Source organism: Psychrobacter nivimaris (genome assembly GCF_904846365.1).
Taxonomy (GTDB): Bacteria; Pseudomonadota; Gammaproteobacteria; order Pseudomonadales; family Moraxellaceae; genus Psychrobacter; species Psychrobacter nivimaris_B.
Map to the genome: position 1 here is coordinate 32,661 of NZ_CAJHAL010000026.1, position 19,869 is coordinate 52,529.

General features: G+C 42.3%; 17 protein-coding genes. 13 read left to right on the plus strand and 4 right to left on the minus strand.

Annotated elements, in window-relative coordinates; genetic code table 11:
* Positions 1–167: 167 nt before the first annotated feature.
* Positions 168–1,238, minus strand: coding sequence for a DUF3025 domain-containing protein (locus JMX63_RS11110; RefSeq protein WP_201572373.1), 1,071 nt, complete (start codon positions 1,236–1,238; stop codon positions 168–170).
* Between the two features lie 126 nt (positions 1,239–1,364).
* Between JMX63_RS11110 and JMX63_RS11115 the strand changes: the two genes are divergently transcribed.
* Both JMX63_RS11115 and JMX63_RS11120 read left to right on the plus strand, forming a co-directional pair.
* Positions 1,365–2,081, plus strand: coding sequence for a metal-dependent hydrolase (locus tag JMX63_RS11115; RefSeq protein WP_179799584.1), 717 nt, complete (start codon positions 1,365–1,367; stop codon positions 2,079–2,081).
* Positions 2,082–2,140: 59 nt separating this feature from the next.
* Entirely contained in the window at positions 2,141–2,716 is a 576-nt protein-coding gene (locus JMX63_RS11120) for a YchJ family protein (RefSeq protein WP_201572375.1), read from the plus strand.
* A gap of 24 nt (positions 2,717–2,740) precedes the next feature.
* Here the strand turns inward: JMX63_RS11120 and JMX63_RS11125 are convergent, their stop codons facing one another.
* The 3 genes from JMX63_RS11125 to JMX63_RS11135 all read right to left on the minus strand — a co-directional run bounded on the left by JMX63_RS11125 (position 2,741) and on the right by JMX63_RS11135 (position 5,227).
* Positions 2,741–3,661, minus strand: coding sequence for a class II glutamine amidotransferase (locus JMX63_RS11125; RefSeq protein WP_057762068.1), 921 nt, complete (start codon positions 3,659–3,661; stop codon positions 2,741–2,743).
* The gene (locus JMX63_RS11130) at positions 3,662–3,991 is read right to left on the minus strand and encodes a hypothetical protein (RefSeq protein WP_227673321.1); all 330 of its coding nucleotides are present in this window, start codon (positions 3,989–3,991) and stop codon (positions 3,662–3,664) included.
* Positions 3,992–4,063: 72 nt separating this feature from the next.
* Complete coding sequence (locus JMX63_RS11135; protein ID WP_201572377.1) at positions 4,064–5,227, minus strand: homoserine kinase; 1,164 nt, start codon at positions 5,225–5,227, stop codon at positions 4,064–4,066.
* 185 nt (positions 5,228–5,412) lie between these two features.
* Between JMX63_RS11135 and hisF the strand changes: the two genes are divergently transcribed.
* The 11 genes from hisF to JMX63_RS11190 all read left to right on the plus strand — a co-directional run bounded on the left by hisF (position 5,413) and on the right by JMX63_RS11190 (position 19,497).
* Positions 5,413–6,195, plus strand: coding sequence for an imidazole glycerol phosphate synthase subunit HisF (gene hisF / locus JMX63_RS11140; RefSeq protein WP_102092121.1), 783 nt, complete (start codon positions 5,413–5,415; stop codon positions 6,193–6,195).
* Positions 6,196–6,380: 185 nt separating this feature from the next.
* Positions 6,381–6,902: a 6,7-dimethyl-8-ribityllumazine synthase gene (gene ribH / locus JMX63_RS11145; protein ID WP_075106501.1), complete on the plus strand. Its 522-nt coding sequence runs from the start codon at positions 6,381–6,383 to the stop codon at positions 6,900–6,902.
* A 216-nt stretch (positions 6,903–7,118) separates the two neighbouring features.
* The gene (nusB, locus tag JMX63_RS11150) at positions 7,119–7,961 is read left to right on the plus strand and encodes a transcription antitermination factor NusB (protein ID WP_227673322.1); all 843 of its coding nucleotides are present in this window, start codon (positions 7,119–7,121) and stop codon (positions 7,959–7,961) included.
* An 8-nt stretch (positions 7,962–7,969) separates the two neighbouring features.
* Positions 7,970–9,001, plus strand: coding sequence for a thiamine-phosphate kinase (thiL, locus tag JMX63_RS11155; RefSeq protein ID WP_201572379.1), 1,032 nt, complete (start codon positions 7,970–7,972; stop codon positions 8,999–9,001).
* A gap of 3 nt (positions 9,002–9,004) precedes the next feature.
* Positions 9,005–9,586 (plus strand): phosphatidylglycerophosphatase A family protein, encoded by a 582-nt coding sequence (locus JMX63_RS11160; protein ID WP_201572381.1) that lies wholly within the window; start codon positions 9,005–9,007, stop codon positions 9,584–9,586.
* 206 nt (positions 9,587–9,792) lie between these two features.
* Positions 9,793–11,169 carry a bifunctional UDP-N-acetylglucosamine diphosphorylase/glucosamine-1-phosphate N-acetyltransferase GlmU gene (gene glmU, locus JMX63_RS11165; RefSeq protein ID WP_201572383.1) on the plus strand — a complete coding sequence of 459 codons (1,377 nt, stop codon included), beginning with the start codon at positions 9,793–9,795 and terminating at the stop codon, positions 11,167–11,169.
* 182 nt (positions 11,170–11,351) lie between these two features.
* A complete protein-coding gene (gene glmS, locus JMX63_RS11170; protein ID WP_201572385.1) occupies positions 11,352–13,196 on the plus strand; it encodes a glutamine--fructose-6-phosphate transaminase (isomerizing) in 1,845 nt (614 codons plus the stop codon).
* Between the two features lie 148 nt (positions 13,197–13,344).
* Entirely contained in the window at positions 13,345–14,160 is an 816-nt protein-coding gene (locus JMX63_RS11175) for a TnsA endonuclease N-terminal domain-containing protein (RefSeq protein WP_201572387.1), read from the plus strand.
* A complete protein-coding gene (locus JMX63_RS11180) occupies positions 14,144–16,240 on the plus strand; it encodes a Mu transposase C-terminal domain-containing protein (protein ID WP_201572389.1) in 2,097 nt (698 codons plus the stop codon). The genes JMX63_RS11175 and JMX63_RS11180 overlap by 17 nt, the downstream gene beginning before the upstream one ends.
* A 22-nt stretch (positions 16,241–16,262) precedes the next feature.
* Positions 16,263–17,936 (plus strand): AAA family ATPase, encoded by a 1,674-nt coding sequence (locus tag JMX63_RS11185; protein WP_201572391.1) that lies wholly within the window; start codon positions 16,263–16,265, stop codon positions 17,934–17,936.
* 1 nt (position 17,937) lies between these two features.
* Complete coding sequence (locus JMX63_RS11190; protein ID WP_201572393.1) at positions 17,938–19,497, plus strand: TnsD family Tn7-like transposition protein; 1,560 nt, start codon at positions 17,938–17,940, stop codon at positions 19,495–19,497.
* Positions 19,498–19,869 lie beyond the last annotated feature (372 nt).

Here is a 19,869-nt window from a genome sequence, read left to right on the forward strand (position 1 = left end):
GTCCGTGTTAACAAAAGAGATAATCATATCTGTAGTGATTAACAGAAACTCCCTTTTACAATAACAAACATACAAGGCTTTGTTAACGTCTGGACGTTGTCGAATCGTGGCACAATCGTAAACGTAACAATGGTTTAGCGAGCTATTTTTAAGCAATCCCTTTCTATTTATTTTTTATCTTTTTTACGTCGCCCACTGCGGAACACGTAGCTGTCTTCATAAAAGTCAGTATCGGCATTCTCTGCCCAAAAGTGTGGCACCCCTAAAATTGGTAACGGCGCAAGCTGGCGCGGCTTGACGTCATCATTTGATAGTAATGTATCCATGTATTCGGCAACTTTGTCATCCAAATAGCGCATACGTTCAGCTAAGGATAAGGTAAAGAATTCTTGTGCAACGTGAATGACAATGCTGTGAGCGCATAGAGGTTTGCGTGGGTGTACCAACTGCTCAAGCAATGCATGGCCAAAGATATAGACTGCTGCCTGAGTGCTGTTATCAGGCTGGGTTGGGTTGTCCCATTTAGGACGTGGTTTCACCAAACTTGCCTGCCAGTCAAAGTCAACCAACGCCTCACCGATACTAGCATCAGAAGTCACTAGCACTGCACCATTCTCATCAAAGACAGTGATAGTGTCGCGAACACGCCCTCGACGCTCACTAATACCCTGCTTTGCGATTTCTAGCATATGGTAGTAATTAAGCACAGCTTTGGTCTTCGGAAAGGTCAGCCAAATACTGCCATTAAACAAATCATGCAAGTTATCACGCGTCGGGATGTTGCCAGTTGTGCCGATGAAATGTTCATAAGCCTCCCCTTCAGGCAATACATTTTGAGAAACGAATTGTAGCGTTTGAGATTTGTGGTCATGAGCAGGTTTGGTATGCGGTAACGGCTGCTCTAAATAAGTGGCCTGCTGCGTTATTGCCGTTTTTAAGACCTTGGCAATCGTGTCAGGCGTATTGATGCCAGAAGCATTTATATCGTGTCCATTTAGACTTTTTGCATTATCCAAACCTTCTGAATCATTCGAACCATCCAAGCTATTTCTCTGTGATTTCGAGCGACTAAGCCGCTCAATCGTGTTGCTGATATAACTCAATTGAGTAATATGCGACAACCATGGTGCTTGCCAATCAATATCAGCAAAGCTGTTATCAAGCTGACCTTCTACTACAGGTAGCTGCTTAGTATGAGTATCAGAGTTAAGTGTGGCGGGTAAATCATTGGCAGGCATAGAAGCTCTCTCTTACGGGCTATCTCTATTAGACGTATGGACGGTCTATGGTATCATGGTGCGCTTTTTTACTGCTAGATACGCCGCTCGAAAGGACTTTTTGAGCGCTATGGATGAATGAGTTTTATGGCAAATTTTAATACCCACTTAAATGTCGCCTTTATGGTCAGCGGCACACTGAGTTTGACGGTTTATAAAGCTGGATTGATTGATGATTCAGGGTTTTTGGTGTGCGTAGCGCTTGGTACTATCGGTGGATTGCTGCCAGACTTGGATTCTGATAATTCAACACCGATTAAGCTCGGTTTTAATATCACCTCATTCATATTTGCTTTTGGTCTGGTCATGCATTGGCGTAGTGACTTGAGCTTACTGGCATTGATAGTATTGTGGCTAGCAGGCTACGGTTTCATGCGCTACGTGGTTTTTCATATTTTTACTACTATGACGGTGCATCGCGGCGTCATCCACTCTGTGCCGTATATGGCGATACTGGGATTGGGTCTGACGTGCCTAAGTTATTATGGCTTGCACCTACCACTGACGACTAGCTGGTTTTATGGTCTGTTTTTATTTGGGGGCGCGATGGTGCACTTATCATTGGACGAGCTGTATAGCGTCAATCTGTCCAATATGAAAATGAAACGTTCATCGGGCACGGCAATGAAATTTTATCAGCCAAAAGACAAATGGTGGTATCTGCTTTTATATACTATTCTGGGGCTACTGGTGTATGCCGCCCCACCTTTTGAGATGTTTTGGTCACGACTAAGTGATCCTTCAGCATGGGCGCAGCTCAAAGTCGGCATATTGCCAGAATTAATAAAAAGCATGCTGCAATAAAGTTATCATAAGACCACTGAGCCTAAACGAATAAGCCCAAACAAAAATTAGAGTAAAACATGCAATCTTACCCAAGTACTTGCCCTTGCCAAATCAATCCAACACCAGATACGACAAGCTCTACTTTATCCTACCAAGACTGCTGTCAACCATATCATAATGCTTTTTATAATGATGAGGTTAATAAAGCAGATGGTATAAAAGCGGAGACAGCCGAACGGCTTATGCGCACGCGCTATAGTGCCTTTGCATTGGTGAAACCAGACTATATCGTCAAGACCACAGTGCCTGCGCAGCAAGGCTTGCTTGACTTTGACGCGATTGAAAGTTGGGCCAAAGAGACGGATTGGGCAGGATTAGAGATAGTAGAGCACACGCCAAAGCTTGGTAAACGTCATGCACAGGTTGAGTTTAAGGCTTATTTTAAAAGTCCTGAGGAAACATCAGGTGGTTTAGACGAAAAAATACAGGCGCATCACGAACTATCTACTTTCGTAAAGGTTATAAACAGAGCTAATAACGATGCGCGCTGGTATTTCTTAGACCCGACGGTTGCGATGATTGTCAGCCAAAAGCAACCGTGCATTTGTGGGTCGGGTGAAAAGTTTAAACGGTGTTGTGGAAGTTATATTTAAAAAATTTTAGTTATTTATCGTTCCCTAAACACTCGCTCCAACGGCTCGTGCAATCGCAATGCCTTCGTCCACTGTTAAAAACTTGCGCTGACTTGGGCTGTCTTTATAAATGACATCACCGTCTTGAAAGATTAAGCATTCATTGACAGCCAATTGCTGCCATTTCTCATTTTCAGTAAGTGGCACAGTGACCAAAATCGTGACTTTATCTGTGTCTGTAGTCACATCACCAAAGTTAATCGCCATATCATCATCAGCCAGTTTGGCTTCACCAAATGGCGCTTTACGTGTGAGATAAAACAGCAAGCTACCCGCATAAGCCAGTTGCCACCTACCATTCGATATCAAGCAATTAAATAACCCATTGGCAGAGAGATAACGACATTGCGTGGTCAAAAAATTAAACAGTGTTTTGTCATCAGGACGCGATTTAAAGCTACTCTTTAGACGATTGACCAGATAGCAAAATGCCATCTCAGAATCAGTTGAACCAACTGGTTGACAGTGTGAGGCATTGCCGTTGTCTTGCAGGCGTTGACAGCGTTTGATAAATTCGCTATTCATCTGCCCATTGTGCGCAAATACCCACTGTTCGCCCCATACTTCACGGACGAATGGATGAGTGTTGGCCAAGCAGTTCTGCCCTTGCGTCGCTTTACGAATATGCGCAATGACATTCATGGCTTTGATTGGGTAGTTATTGACCAAATCGGCGACTGGCGACAGATGGCTTGGACGATTGTCATGAAACAAACGCAGACCCGTTGAGTCATTTGCCGTCTCATCGTTGGTTTTGTCGTTATTGCTGCATTCGCTGCGCTCAAAAAATGCAATACCAAAGCCATCTTCATGACTGTCCGTCATCCCGCCGCGCTTGCGAAAGCCTGCAAAGCTAAAGCCAATATCCGTTGGGGTATTACAGTTCATTCCTAAGAGTTGACACATTTAATCATTACCGCCGTTATTGTCGTCTATTATCGATTTGCTTTGATTAGCATTGCTTTGAGCGGCAGATAGCGCATCAAAGTCAGCATCACTCATCTCATCCAGTAAGGCGGCACCATCAGTTGGGATGGTATCCAAAATGCGCTGAGCTTCTGCCAGATCGGTACTTTCTACCCAAAGAACGATACCCGAGTTCATACCTGGGATAGCGCTTAGCGGTTGCAAGGACACGGTAATGCCGTTATTACGTAGTAGGTTTGCGTGCAGCTCACCCTGCATATTGGTATCGTAGCGCGCCAGTTTGTGCCAGTTATCAACTTGATCGGTCATGGGGTCGCCTCTAAGGTTTCGGTGCTAAAATTATTACTAGCATTGGTACTAGAATAAATGAATAAGCAATGCTTACGATAATTGATCTAGCATATATTCTTTGATTGCAAACTCACTACTATTTAATGTTTCCTGCGCTTGTTCGGCTTGGGTGATACTGCTAAACACGCCGACTATTTGATTGTCTGGTTTGCTTAATAGTACAAATACGGTATTTTGCGACTTTTCAACATGCGCCCAATGGTAAGCAGCCAAACGTTTCATCAAGTCAGGGTTTTTGACCATGATGTTATCACCCGTACGACCTTCAGTACGGTTGTAGTGAATCACGTTTAGGCGTAATAACCAGAAAATCACTGCCGCCTTTGCCAGCATAACAGGTAGTGCACGGTTTTCATCGTTATTTAACGGGCGTATCGATTCATAACCTTGTAAGAACGCTGCCATTTTACTACGGTCAAAGTTAACGGATTCGCCTTGCTCTGCAACGCCCCACGTGGTACAAAAATCATTGATAGTAATCGCAATATCCATCACGTAATGCTCAACGCTGACTTCGGTAAAGTCCAACAGGCCCGTCAAACGCGCTTCGCCTTTTTGTAGATTCCATAAGGTATTGTCGGCAAACATATCTAGATGACATAGGCCTTTTGGCAAGGTTGCCAGTGGTAATTCTGAATAAGAGCGCCAGATATCGCTCATCAGCTTGGCTTCGTCACCTGGCATAAACTGCATTTCACGGTCGCGCACATCTGCCCATGGGTACAAAGGCACGCCATACTGCTCGCTTGGTTGTAGTGCTTGTAGCGTTTCATGCAGCATGGCTAATGCCGCACCAATATCATGACACATCGCTTGCGTGGTTTGATCCGGATGTGAGCCCGCTAAGCATGGCACTAGCGTAATCGCTTTGTCTTCATAGTGGATGACATAGCGCTTATCGTCGCCATCCGTTTGCGAACCATTTGATTCAATAACGGCTAGCGGCGCGGCGACTGGTAGCTTGCCATTTAATTGATTAAGAATAACGGCCATTTTTTCGATATCAGCAGGCGGACGCTCTTCAAATAAAGTGAATACGTAAGAGTATGTACCATCTACATCGTCAGTCGTTTGAATAAACCAGTTTGAGTTTTTAATGCCTTGAGTGATCGGTATCGCGCGGGCAAACGACACGCCAAAGCTTTGGCAAAAGGCGGCAAACTGATCATCGGTTAACTGGGTATAGACGGACATGACATCTCACTTTTGGCAATTGAATAACAAGTTAAATAGAATAGATTTAGGCGGTAATGACAGCAATTGTACCGCGCATGATAAAACTATGGTGAAAAGCGTAATAATCTTGCGAAAACCTGCCTGAAATAGCAGTGATTTTGCTAGACTAGCGCCTATGAATTGATTATAAGGTGAAAGACCCTATGTTAGCAAAGCGTATCATTCCTTGCTTGGACGTTGACAATGGCCGCGTGGTCAAAGGCGTGCAATTTGTCGACATCAAAGACGCAGGCGATCCTGTTGAAGTAGCCAAACGCTACAACGAACAGGGCGCTGATGAGATTACTTTTTTGGATATTACTGCGACCAATGATGAGCGCGATACCACTTATCATACTGTTGAACGCATGGCAGAAACGGTATTCGTTCCGCTGACCGTTGGCGGCGGCGTTCGAAAAATCGCTGATATCCGCAATTTGCTCAATGCTGGCGCGGATAAAGTGGCGATTAACTCAGCAGCCGTATTTACGCCGGAGTTCGTTGGTGAAGCCGCGCAGAAATTTGGTAACCAATGTATCGTCGTTGCTATCGATGCCAAACGCGTTGCTGATATCAACGTCGATGGTATTGTCGTGCCACGTTGGGAGATTTTCACCCATGGTGGCCGTAAGCCAACAGGTATCGATGCCGTTGCTTGGGCGAGCAAAATGGCAGAGCTGGGCGCTGGTGAATTACTGGTCACCTCGATGGACGGTGACGGTACCAAAAAAGGCTACGACTTGGCGCTCATGCAGCAAATTACGAGCCGCGTTAATGTACCAGTTATCGCTTCAGGCGGCGTCGGTAACCTGCAACATTTAGCAGAAGGCGTACTAGAAGGCGGCGTAGATGCCGTACTTGCCGCCAGTATTTTTCACTTCGGTGAGTACACGGTACTGGAGGCCAAAAAGTATATGGCAGCGCAAGGAATACAGATGCGTCTTTAGCACGCTCGTAATATACAAATAAAACCCAAAAAAATGCTATCATAGCGCTAACCATTTATTTTCGTTCAATTAACTGGGGCAACGCCAAAACAATAGGCGACCGAGTCGATTGAACGCATCAGACTATTTAGCTACTTATTGACGCCTATATTTCAATTGAACGCTTATTAAGCAAAGGATTTTTTATGTCGAATTTACAACAGCAGCGCAACGACGTGACTCATATCGATGGTAACCTACATCAAAACGCTGATGCTCGCATTGGTATCGTTGTTGGTCGTTTTAACGGTTTCGTCGTTGAGTCATTGGTTGATGGTGCAATCGATGCCCTACTCCGTCATGGCGTACTGGGTAGCAACATTACTGTTATTCGTGTGCCTGGCGCATTTGAGCTACCACTTGTGGCCCAACGTGCTGCTGAATCAGATCGTTTTGACGCGATTGTGGCATTGGGTGCAATCATCCGTGGCAGCACTCCACACTTTGATATTGTAGCTAGCGAGTCGGCCAAAGGTTTGAGCGCTGTGGCAATGGATTATAATATCCCTGTTGCTAACGGTATCATCACCACTGACAGCATCGAGCAAGCCATTGAGCGCTCTGGTACTAAAGCGGGCAACAAAGGCTCTGAAGCTGCGATGGTTGTACTAGAAATGATCGCTGTTTTGTCACAGCTAGATATTGATGACAGCATCGATGAAGCATAAGCTTTAAAGCTCAAATTTATTAGTTTAACTGGTGCTGCTATCTAGTAATAACAGCACCTCATAGCACTAGCCAGCTATCAAAACAATTGGCTACTTTTTGAATTTTCGCCGTATTTCTATATCCTTTGAAATTTTGAATAAGCATAGCTAAAAAGCTACTTTGTTAATTTATATTTTGACTGGGTATCATCTCAAAAATTTAGGTACAGACCCCCTATGACTGACCAACTCAAGCGCGCTATTAGCGCTGCGAAAACCGCACAAGCCAATGATGGACAAGCTGAAGCTACCCGTATAGCGAGCAGTAGTGCGGGTGATCAAACATTCGATATGAGTGAGTCTTCTTACAAGACCAGTCACACTGCTATCCGTAAGGCACGTCGCTTTGCGATGCAAGGCCTATACGAATGGCTCGTCACTGATCGCCGCTTTGATGTAGATGGTAAGCTTGGCTGGAAAGCCAATGCTCCGCACGATATTGCTGCTCGCACACGTGCAACCAATGCCATGCATACCGTCCATATCGGTTATTATCATGAAATGATGCGCGACATCCCAGAGCAAATTGAAGCACTCGATGCGCTTATCAGTCAGCATCTCGATCGCGAGGTTGATAAGCTAGATACTGTTGAGCACGCTATCTTGTTGATTGGCGCGTATGAGCTGCAAAACCGTGTAGAGATTCCTTACAAGGTCGTGCTTGATGAAGCAATGAAGCTAAACAATCATTTTGGGGCGACTGATGCTCACAAACTGATTAATGCGGTACTGGATAAAATGGCCGGTGAGCTGCGTGCTTTAGAGGTACAAGCAGATACCAATGCCAATCTACGTACGTCACAAAAAGCGGCGGCTAAACAGCCTGAAGTAAGTTCAGCCGATAGCATCGAAACTGCTGCTGAAACAGAAAGCGCTATCGTCGATGAGCCGACTGCATCAAATAAGCCGCGTATCAGTGCTAACAAAGCCAACGTTAAACGCAGTAGTGCCAGTAAAGCCAGTGCAAATATCAATGACTTTAAGGCGAGCAAGAAAAGCGCTAACGATACCAAAGACTAAGACTAGCCATGAATGAGTTTGAGCTGATTGAGCGTATATTCTCACAGATGCAGGCCACGCATGCGCCATTAACTGGTATCGAAAAAGGTATCGGAGACGATGCGGCGGTGATGGCATTGCCAGCAGGATCACGCTTGGTTAGCTGTATTGATACACTGGTTCAAGGTCGTCACTTTCATGCTGATTGGCAAAGAGTCGACGAATTAGCATTTGCCATTGGCTATAAAGCCGTGGCTGTTAATGTCTCAGACATTGCAGCTATGGGTGCGACGCCGCATAGCATTATGCTAGCACTGGCATTACCTGAACGTTTGGCAAAACGCGAATGGCTTACTGAGTTTGCCAAAGGGCTGTTTCATGCGTGCCAGCTGTTTGGCGTAACGCTGATAGGTGGTGATACCACGCGCAGTGAGCGTTTAGTACTCAGTATCAGTGCTCAGGGATTGCTGTCCGCAGATACACCTGCCATTTACCGCTCAGGTGCGCAAGTGGGTGATAAGGTTTATGTTTCAGGCACCCTTGGTGATGCCGCTTTCGCCTTACAGCATCCTGACAGCGCACAAGGTATTGAGTTGGCGCATCGTCTACATATGCCAACGCCGCGTATTGCACTAGGTGCAGCATTGGCAAAGATGGGTGCAACAGCGATGATAGACATCTCCGACGGTCTTTATCAAGATCTTGGTCATATCTGTCAGCAAAGCTCTGTAGGTATGCGCATCCACTTAGACAAGCTACCGAGTAGCGAGTCATTATCTACTGTCGATTTGTCTGATCGTTTGTTAGGTCAGCTAGCGGGCGGCGATGACTATGAATTGGCATTTACTTTGCCTGCACATATCAAACCGCCTATAGGCAACACGTCTGTTACTTGTATCGGTGAGGTAACTGCACTATCAGATCCTATAACGACAGATACCAAGTCTTCTGATAACTCACGTCTTGAACTGTTTTATCAAAATCAGCCAGTGACGCCAACTCAGCCCGTACCGTTTTTAACGTGGCCCAATCTTACTGGTTACCAACACTTTACAGGCTAATCCATGACTGATCACGACTTATCTAAGCCTGACATCCGTAAAGCAAATGACTGCCCACCCTTACCGGTCGGTGCCAGTATGCTTGACCGTGTGGTTTATTGGCTTGGGCTAGGTTTAGGTAGTGGTCTGCCGCGCCGTGCACCTGGCACTTGGGGTACTGTTGGTGGGTTAATCATTGCCATACCATTGTTGAGTTTGGGCTTTGTACCTTTTCTCATTTTGACAATTCTATCTTGTATTTTGGGCGTTTGGATTTGCGGACGCACTGCTGAGCTAATGCAAGGTCACGACGATCCGCATATCGTTTGGGATGAGTGGGCTGGTATTTGGATTACCCTACTACCCTTGTCTTATATGGGGATTGCTGACGATAACTTTTGGCAAAATGTGTCTCAAGAGCTTTCTATTTTCGCCATTGTTGTCGCTTTTATCTTATTTCGCTTTTTTGATATTGTTAAGCCGCCACCGATTGGCTGGGCTGACAAAAGAGTTGCTGGTGGGTTAGGTATTATGCTTGATGACATCATCGCCGGTATCATGGCAGCAGTAGTATGGGTAGCGGTTATGTTTGGTGTGCTGTTATAAGCTACCCTAACTACTACGATACTGAATTGGCTATTCTACAAACGCTTATCCTAGCAACGTTATCAATTTGAACGCTACTCTTCTGCATAGATGATTGATTTATTGTCAGCAGGTTGCATTACAAAGCCTGCACATCACAGTGTTTTTCTAACTGAACATTTGCGCTATAATCCAATATTATATTTTGTTACATTTGCGAGCCTATTATGACGTCTCCTCTTTCTGTAATTATTTTAGCTGCCGGTAAAGGCACACGTATGCAATCGGCAAAGCCAAAGGTATTGCAGACATTAGCTGGGAAGTCTTTATTAGGCCATGTGCTAGATACTTGTCATCAGCTTACTGTTGATGAAACCATCATTGTTCATGGATTTGGTGGTGATCAAGTAAAGTCAGAAATTACCAATCAATATACACAAGCATCGATTACTTGGGTTGCTCAAACTGAGCAATTGGGAACTGGCCATGCGGTCAAGGTGACACTGTCTGATTTACCCAAGTCAGGACAAAGTCTCATTCTTTACGGTGATGTGCCATTGGTCAGCTGTGAGACGCTAACGGCATTAAAAACTGCCAATACTAATGGTATGTCGATGCTGACGTTGACTGTCGATAATCCATTTGGATTGGGTCGTATTAAACGCGACCAAGCAGGTAATATTGAAGCCATCGTTGAACAAAAAGATGCCGATGCTGAAGAGCAAAGTATTAAAGAAATTAACAGCGGTATCTACTGCGTCGATAATGCATTACTGCACAAATATTTGCCTGAGCTTTCTAACGATAATACACAGCAAGAATATTATCTAACGGATATCGTCAAAATGGCAGTCGCCGATGGTATTACTATCGCGGCGATTGAGCCTGAGCATACGTTTGAGATTGAAGGAGTTAATAATCGTCAACAGCTTGCTAGTCTAGAACGCACTTGGCAACGTAAGCTAGTTGCTGACTTACAAGAAGCTGGCGTACAGTTTGCCGACCCTACTCGTGTCGATATCCGTGGTACGTTAACCGCTGGTCAAGATGTGTTTATTGACGTTAATGTGGTATTTGAAGGTGACTGCACCTTAGGTGACAACGTCTATATCGAAGCAGGCTGTGTTATTAAAAATGCCAAGATTGGTAATGCCTGCTATATTAAACCGTATTGCGTGATCGATCGCGCTGATATTGGTGCTGGTGTTGATATTGGGCCTTTTGCGCACTTGCGTCCTGATACCGTACTATCTGATAACAGCAAAATTGGTAACTTTGTCGAAATTAAAAAATCGACTATTGGTCAAGGCAGTAAAGTAAATCACTTAAGCTACGTCGGTGATGCAACCGTTGGCACAGGCGTTAATATCGGTGCTGGTGTCATTACCTGTAACTATGACGGTGCTAATAAATCGCAAACCATCATTGAAGACAATGCGTTTATCGGCTCTAACGCCAGTCTAGTCGCTCCAGTGACGATTGGCGATACTGCTACCGTTGCTGCTGGTTCTGTGATTACCAAAGACGTTGATAGTAGTGCGTTGGCATTTGGTCGTGCGCGTCAAGTACAAAAAAATGATTTTCAAAGACCCCCTAAAAAATAATTGCTCATTGGTGGTTTAGTCAACTTCAGTCATCTTTGAGTAAACCTAAGCAGTGCGGCGATTTTTGTGGTACTGCTTCACTATATTTGTCTTTTGATGACTCATCATTAATGACCAACCAAATTTTTTGATCTTGCACCATTATATATTGAACTACTAAAAATTGAATCTAAGGAATAGCCATGTGTGGAATTGTAGGCGCAGTCGCTGAGCGAAATATTGCTAATATCTTACTTGAAGGCTTGAAACGTTTAGAATATAGAGGCTATGACTCAGCTGGTTTGACGGTGATTCGTGATGGTGAGCTACACCGCGAGCGTCAAGTGGGCAAAGTAAAGGCGCTGGTCGATGCCGTCGCTATCAATCCAGAGTTTTTTAATGGTCATATCGGTATTGCTCATACGCGCTGGGCAACCCATGGTGAGCCAGCACAACGTAACGCGCATCCACACGTGTCAGGCAAGATTGCGGTCGTGCACAATGGTATCGTCGAAAACTACGCTGAGCTGAAAGAAGAGTTAATAGCCAAAGGCTATGTGTTTACTTCACAGACAGATACTGAAGTTGTGGCGCATCTAATCCATGATATCTACAAAAAGACACCTGACTTATTAGAAGCGGTCCGCACCATTATTCCGCTACTGCACGGTGCTTTTGCATTGGGTATCGTCCACGTAGACTGCCCTGATGAGCTCATTACTGTCCGTCTAGGCTCACCTTTAGTGATTGGTGTTGGTATCGGTGAGAATTTTATCGCGTCAGATCAGTTAGCGTTGCTGCCGGTGACTAACCGCTTTATGTATCTAGAAGAAGGCGATATCGCCAAATTAACTCGCAATAGTATTCAAGTTTATGCAGATGGTGTTGAAGTCCAACGTCAAATACATGAGATTGATGCAACCCAGCACAATGCCGATAAAGGCGAGTTCAAACATTATATGCTCAAAGAGATTTACGAGCAGCCAGATGCCGTCGCTCGTACGATCGAGATGGCTTTGGACAATGGTGAAACGACTAAACTACGCGACGATTTTTTACAGCGTCATGAGACACTGTTGTCAGGTATTCGTCATGTACAAGTGATTGCTTGTGGTACCAGTTATCATGCCGGTATGGTCGCAAAATACTGGTTTGAGAACCTTATCCGTATACCTTGTTCCGTCGAAGTTGCCAGCGAATTCCGCTATCGCAATCCTGTCGTCGTCGATAATACTTTGGTCATCTGTATTTCTCAATCTGGTGAAACGGCTGACACCTTATCAGCATTACGTGATATCCAGAAGCAAACACCAGCAGGCTTAGTCAGCTTGGCACTATGTAATGTACCGACGTCATCGTTGGTACGCGAAACAGATATCTTCTTGCCAACGTTAGCAGGACCTGAGATTGGCGTTGCCTCTACCAAAGCATTTACCACTCAGCTTGTGGCCTTGATATTGTTGATATTAAAAGTTGGTGTCACGCAGCAGCGCATGACTGACGAACACTTAAATACGTTATTAAGTGAGTTACATCAATTGCCAGGACAACTCTACGCCAGCTTAAACCTTGATGCTCCTATCAAAACCATGAGTGAAAGCTTTGAAGATAAGAAAAGCTGTCTATTTTTAGGTCGCGGGCTACAGTTCCCGATTGCTCTGGAAGGCGCGTTAAAGCTAAAAGAAATCTCTTACATTCATGCAGAAGGTTATGCGGCAGGTGAACTCAAACACGGTCCATTGGCATTGGTCGATAAAGACATGCCCATCGTCGTATTGGCACCTAAAGATAGTATGTTTGATAAATTAAAAGCCAACATGCAAGAAGTGCATGCGCGTCATGGTGAGCTATTTGTATTCGCTAGTGAAGCCAGTCAAATGGTCGCGGAAGATAGATTGCACTTAGTGTATGTACCCGATGTTTGCGAGACGCTTGCCCCTATCGTCTACAGCGTGCCTGTGCAGCTGTTATCATACCATGTAGCAGTAATGCGTGGCACAGACGTCGATCAACCGCGCAATTTGGCAAAATCAGTCACGGTAGAATAAGAAAAACTACTCTACACTAATCTGATGTCTGCGAGTAATAAAGTATCATACTAAGTAATAAAGATTCATACTGAGTAATAAAGATTCATACTGTTGACTCCATTATTACCCCCTGCTAAAGTTGATGTAACTTTAGCAGGGGTTTTTTATGCTCTCAAAAAAACAAGAGAAATGGCTTAGAGAAGGCCGAGGTCAAGGTGAGCTTGCCGATTACAAGCCATGGATAAAAATCTCTGACATATCTTCCTCAGGTCGATCTCATAGAGTCTTTGGTCATAAAACCAGACGGACTCATCATCTACTCTCAGATTTAGAGCTAGCAACATTTCTATTTCTTGAATGGAGTCAAGAAATCATAGATATTCGAGAGCAATTTCCTCTTAAATTTGATGAAACCCTTCAAATTGCAGAGAATATGCAAGTAAAGCATCCTGCTATTAGTGGCAATACTCATGTTATGACGTCAGACTTTTATGTCGTGAGCTCTGATAAAGAGCTTAGCCAATTTGTTTTGCAGGCAAAATATTCAAAAGATCTAATGAAGCCCAGAATTATAGAGAAACTAGAGATAGAGCGTCGATACTGGCACTCTAAAGGTATTCCTTGGCAGATAATTACTGAGAAAGATATTCCTATAGTTATCCAAAATAATATTAAGTGGCTATACCCAGAATCGAACAGCCGAGTCACTTTCAATATTGAAGAAAAGTTAGACTTCTATATTGATCAGTTCAGCCAATCTCCTTCAAAAAGTCTCATAGATTTATGTAAAGAGGTTGATAGAGTTTATTTTAGTGAATTAGGCGCTTCTTTAAACGAGATCCGGAAACTATTAGCACTTAGGTTTTTTACTTTTGATATTTTTATAGATTTAAGGCGATTGAAGTGTAGCGATATCCATATATCCAATAGTAACGACTATAGCTTGATAACTGAGGAGATGCTTTATGTTTCGAATCAATGATGTATACAATAACCAAGGAGAAAGATATAGAATTTTAAGTCTTTTATCTAAGAATATTGTGTGGATTGATATCGATAAAGGATCTGCGTTACCTGCGTTGATCTCTTATAAAGAGCTAGCTAACCTTATTGAAGAAAATATTTGCTATTTAGTTGATGATCCCTATCAAGACTTAATCTTACAAAACCCTGAAGATGGTAGTACTGCTCAGTTAAAACGTGATAGCAATTACGAGCTGATAAAGCCTATAGTAAGTCATAGTTTATACTACCTTCCGGCAGAGCGAGCAAAGCCCATAAACGAAATTATTCAATCAAACAAAAGTACTAAACAAACTTTATATCGTTTACTACGGCGCTATTGGCAAAGAGGACAAACTCCTAACACATTATTACCAAGCTATAAAAATTCAGGTGCGAAAGGCAAAAAACGTACTGCCAAAAATAAAAAGCTAGGTAGACCAAGAGTTCATAAAGACGGCTCTGGAGCCATAATCAATATTGAAACGGAAAGGTTATTTTCGAGAATCATCAGTAAATACTTACTAAGTGATGAACAGCATACAATCCTCTATGCTTATCGACAATTTAAAACTGTGTATCGATCTCTAAATCCTGATATTCATGAAGAAAACTTTCCTAGTATTTGGCAATTTAAATATTTCTATAATAAAGAATTTACCTCAGTTCAGAAACTTAAATCTAGGCAAAACAAAAAAATCTATAACAAAGATGTTAGACCGCTAAATTCTACTGTTAATACTCAAGTACTTGGTCCTGGTTCACGCTACGAAATAGATGCCACAATTGCAGATATTTATCTATTATCTGATTCAGATAGGCAGAGTATCGTAGGCCGCCCTGTAATATATTTCGTTGTCGATGTATTCAGTCGCATGATAGCGGGTTTCTATACTGGATTTGAAAACCCTTCATATGCCACTAGCATGCAAGCTTTGAAAATGGCAGTTACTGATAAGCAGAACTATTGTAAAAAATATGGAATTAATATCTCTGCAGATGAGTGGCCGTGTATAGGGCTGCCTGATGCACTTCTCGCAGATCGCGGCGAATTACTTGGTCATCAAATTGAAACCTTGGAAAAGAGCTTTTCCGTTCGAATAGAAACTACACCCCCATACCGTGGAGATTTAAAACCTGTTGTAGAAAGATACTTTAAAACTATGCAAGCAAAGTTCAAACCATTTGCTCCAGGTGTTGTAACGGGTGTAAAAGAAAGAAAGAAAGGAGGAGGAGACTACCGTTTAGATGCTACTTTAACCATTAAAGACTTCACTAAAATTATTCTTCATGCGGTTTTAAAGTATAACAAAACTCATCAATTAAGACATTATGATAGAGATAGCGATATGCCATTAGACTTACCCGCAGTTCCTCTTGAACTATGGAATTGGGGGCTACAACATCGAACAGGTAAGTTACGTTCTGTGTCAGAGAAGTCTTTACATATTGCATTATTACCTAGAAAGAATGCAACATTATCAGACTTAGGGATCAAGCTTTTTGGTAATTACTATAGTTGTTCAGAAATAAGAGATCTAGGCTGGTTACACAGAAAAAATTCAATACACAGACCTAAATCACTAGTAGTCGCTTATGATCTCCTTGATGCAAATACCATCTATATTTTTTATGAAAAAGATAGCCTAAAGTATTGGGAGGCTCATTTGTCTGATCGATCTAGAGAGTTTAAAGGCTGCAGTTTTTGGGAGGTTTGGCAGATTCAACAAGAACAGAAAAAGACAGTTGCAGCACAAGAAGTTAAAAGTGATTTAGGATTAGAGAAGTTAGAGAGAACAATCGAGAGCATTATACAGAGTGCTGTAGAATCTAAATCCAAATCTTCACAAACTAAGCAGGCTCAGCTAGCCAATATCAATGATAATAAAAAACAAGCTAAAGATGAAGAGCGTCTAAGCAGAAGAAATGAGGCTAAGAAAGGCCAGCTGATTCAACTATCTAAATCGATAACAAACAAACGCAATCAAAACGAATTAAGTGATGAAGAGCTAGCGTTAGAATATCCTACCTATCACCAGACTTTATCTGATGATGACTAAACACAAGTAACTGAGGTCAACTATGGTTAACGCTATCTATCGGGAAAGTTTTGGCTCATATAAAGGTAACCCATTCATCGAAGCGCTACCTGCAGTGCTCGAACCAGCACAAGTCTCTAAAAAGTTAAAGGGCTTTGTAGACTGTTATGATTCAGATAAGCAGGCGTCATCGTCAGTACGTGGGCATCTTGTATCTCAACTGATGAATCAGTTTTTTCATCCAATTAATAGGCACATTGATCTTGAAAAGAAACTATCAATTATGATCCGTGAAGGTTATGTAGGACGTAACCCTGATGATGGCTCATTGAGTACACACCTGCAAAACGGTTATGAAAGGTTAATGTCAGGAGCAGACGATGCCATAAGATTTCCTTCGGTAACCTCTACAGCGCGTAGTCTAGCATTCATTGGGTGCTCAGGTAGTGGCAAGACCACTACTCTTAATAAAATATTATCGACTTACCCTCAAGTCATTTATCATTCAAAATTTAATTTTACTCAAATTGTTTATTTGAGAATAGACTGTCCACATGACGGCTCATTGAAAAGTTTATGCCTACATTTTTTTAGAGCTATTGACCAAGCATTAGACTCTAACTACGAAAATAAATATGCATTAAAACGTCATAGCATTGAAACTTTGTTGAATTTGATGCGACAAATCTCTAATCATCACGCTATTGGGTTATTGGTCATTGACGAAATTCAACATCTCAGTGTCAATAAGTCGGGCGGCGCTGAGAAGATGCTTAATTTCTTTGTTACTCTAGTAAATACTGTCGGTCTGCCAGTTGTGATGGTAGGGACACCCAAAGCACGTTTCATCTTTAAAGAGGATTTACGATCTGCTCGACGTGGCGCAGGTTTTGGGTCAATTTTTTGGGAACAAATGAAACAAGATAGAAATATAGAGTTAAGTGATGGAAGGCTTATTAAATCAGAGTGGAATCGATTCACTGATAGTTTGTGGAAGCTTCAATGGCTTAGGAAAGCTGATATCACTTTAACAGACGAAATACGAGAATGTTGGTATGACCTATCTCAAGGAATCTTAGATATTGTTGTTAAAATATTCGTTCTAGCCCAATTACGAGCTATTGACTCAGGGTTAGAACGTATTACAGTCAAATTATTGCAAAAGACTTATGATGAGGATCTTAAACCAGTTCATTTGATGATAGAAGCCCTACGTTCTGGACAAGTAAATAAAATCGAAAAATTTTCTGACCTAGTAGTTCCAGATATTGATAAAAAATTATTACGACTTCAATCCTTGTTAAACGAGAAGAAAGTTGAGTTTGATGAAATTTCCGAGTATCAAGGCCATGAGATGAGTATCAGGCTACATCGCACGCTAGTCAACATGGAACAAAACTCTTCCCTATTAGTACCTACCGTCAAAAAAGCTATTCAAGAGTTACCTAACGCCTCGATATCAGATTTAATGTATATAGTCTTAGAGTGGTTGAAGGATGAAAAGCATAATAAGACCATATCAACTGTAGGAACAAAGCATAGTAAAACAAAAACGAAAGCTACTCTTATTAAGCAAAAAGACTGGCATACGTTAGAAACAGAAGACTTACGGTTTCAGTTTACCCAAAAAGACACAGACGGGCTACTTTATGATCACTTAAAGAAATCGACTGATCTTATTTTTGATATCAATGACTGGCTACCTAAGGTAAGTTGAAATGCTTAACTTTCCCATGTTTTATGAAGACGAGCTGATCTATAGTGTCATTGCTAGAGCTGGTGTCAGAGCTGGGATTACGAGCCCAAAACAGCTACTTGATGAAATTTTTGATAATCGAAAAGTCATTGCCACAATTGATTTACCCAATCAGGTATCCGCTATCGTAAAGTTATATCGTAGCCATCAATACAAAGTAGAAACCTTGATCTATAGCCATACCCTATTTCCTATCTACGCAACATTTATTCCTGAAGATAGACGTAGACAGTGCTTAGCATGGATGAAAGAAGAGTCACGCGGTTCCGTACATCTAGCAGTAGGGCTAAACGCCTCCAGAGTACCTGCACCTAAAAAAGTACGTTACTGCCCTTCTTGTTTTAAAAAACAGCTAGAAGTTTTAGGTGAGTGTTTCTGGTCAAGATTGTGGCAAATACAGGGAGTGAATTGCTGCCTTGAACATGGCACTCTAATAGAGTCTGAGCTTGATTTTCGTCCTAGTACACGACATACATATGTTTCAGCCAGTTTTGAAGATAATACTCCCATCGTTCAAACGCATGCATCCGAAACAGATATTTTTGTCACCCATAAAGCCCTAGAGTTGTTAACCTTACCGCCTTCACCATCTCCTAGCTATGAGCAATGGTCGCTGTTTTACAAAAATTTAGCCTTGTCGGCTAATTGCAATAGAGGCTCGGGGCATATCAACTTTGATAGTATCGCAACTAAGTTGCTAGATAGATGGAGTATCAATAGTCTACGTCGATTCAACTTGCATGATTTAGATGCAGATAATAGCTGGTTACGTTCAATATTCCGTAAACACAGAAAAAGCTTCAGCTACCTTCAGCATCTTATTGTCATTGAAGCATTTATTAGCAAGAACTGGGATTTTAAAAATATTATTTCGCATGTAAGTGCGCTGAATATAAAAAAAGAAGATGAAGTACTAAAATCTAGCGGAAAGTCTACTTTAAACATCCAACTTAAACGCGACCAATGGCAAAGCTTAGTAGTAGAGTGTCAGAAAAGCATCAAGCAAGCTCGGCAAGAAGATGGTGGGTTATATGCTTGGCTCTACCGTCATGATAAAACATGGCTGCTTTCTTACAACAAATCTCATCATAGCAGGCATATTGAAAACGGCCTTAAACATGACTGGAGCAAGCGTGATAGATTATGTGTAAGGCAGCTAATAAGCATTAAAAACACCCTAACATGGGATCTAGATAGCCCTAGAAGATCAAGTAACTGGTGGTTGAAGCAATCTAAGACCTCTTCGACAGTCGAGAAGAATTTGAAAAAACTGCCTTTAGTTTCTAGCTTTCTATCTAGATATAGTGAGAGTGTAAGCGACTATCAAATTAGACGACTAACTCGAGTATACATATCGAGAATTTCTCAAGGTATATCACTATCAGATTGGATAATACTACGTGAGGCTGGATTAAGTGAGCAAAGGTTAACTTTAGAAGCTAACCGTTTTCAAAGATCAATAAGCCGTTTAATCGAAACAGAAAATTGGAATTTAAATTATGGAAATAGTGGGCCTACCTAGTGATGTGCTTTTGACTAATATAGGCTCTCTATCGAGGGGCGACGGTTACAAGGATTGGTTAGTAACGGTAAACTATATCAACAGCAGAAACGAAAACAGTTGGAAAAATATAAAATTTAGCACTGCGCCTGCTCTATGTCGCGGCAGAATGTACTCAAATGAATATGACGGCAGCAAAAAAGGTCCTGTTTTTGAGTTGACTATTGATGATCTGGAAAACTGGTCTGATTTCGAGTATTTCCATGCGAGACCATCCCGAATTCTGTGTAACTGCCGTTTAGATTAAATGCTTGCTGATACGGTCATCAAACATAATCATAAAACGATTCAGAGCAGACGTCCAGTTACGGATTGGCATCGACCACTTTTTGG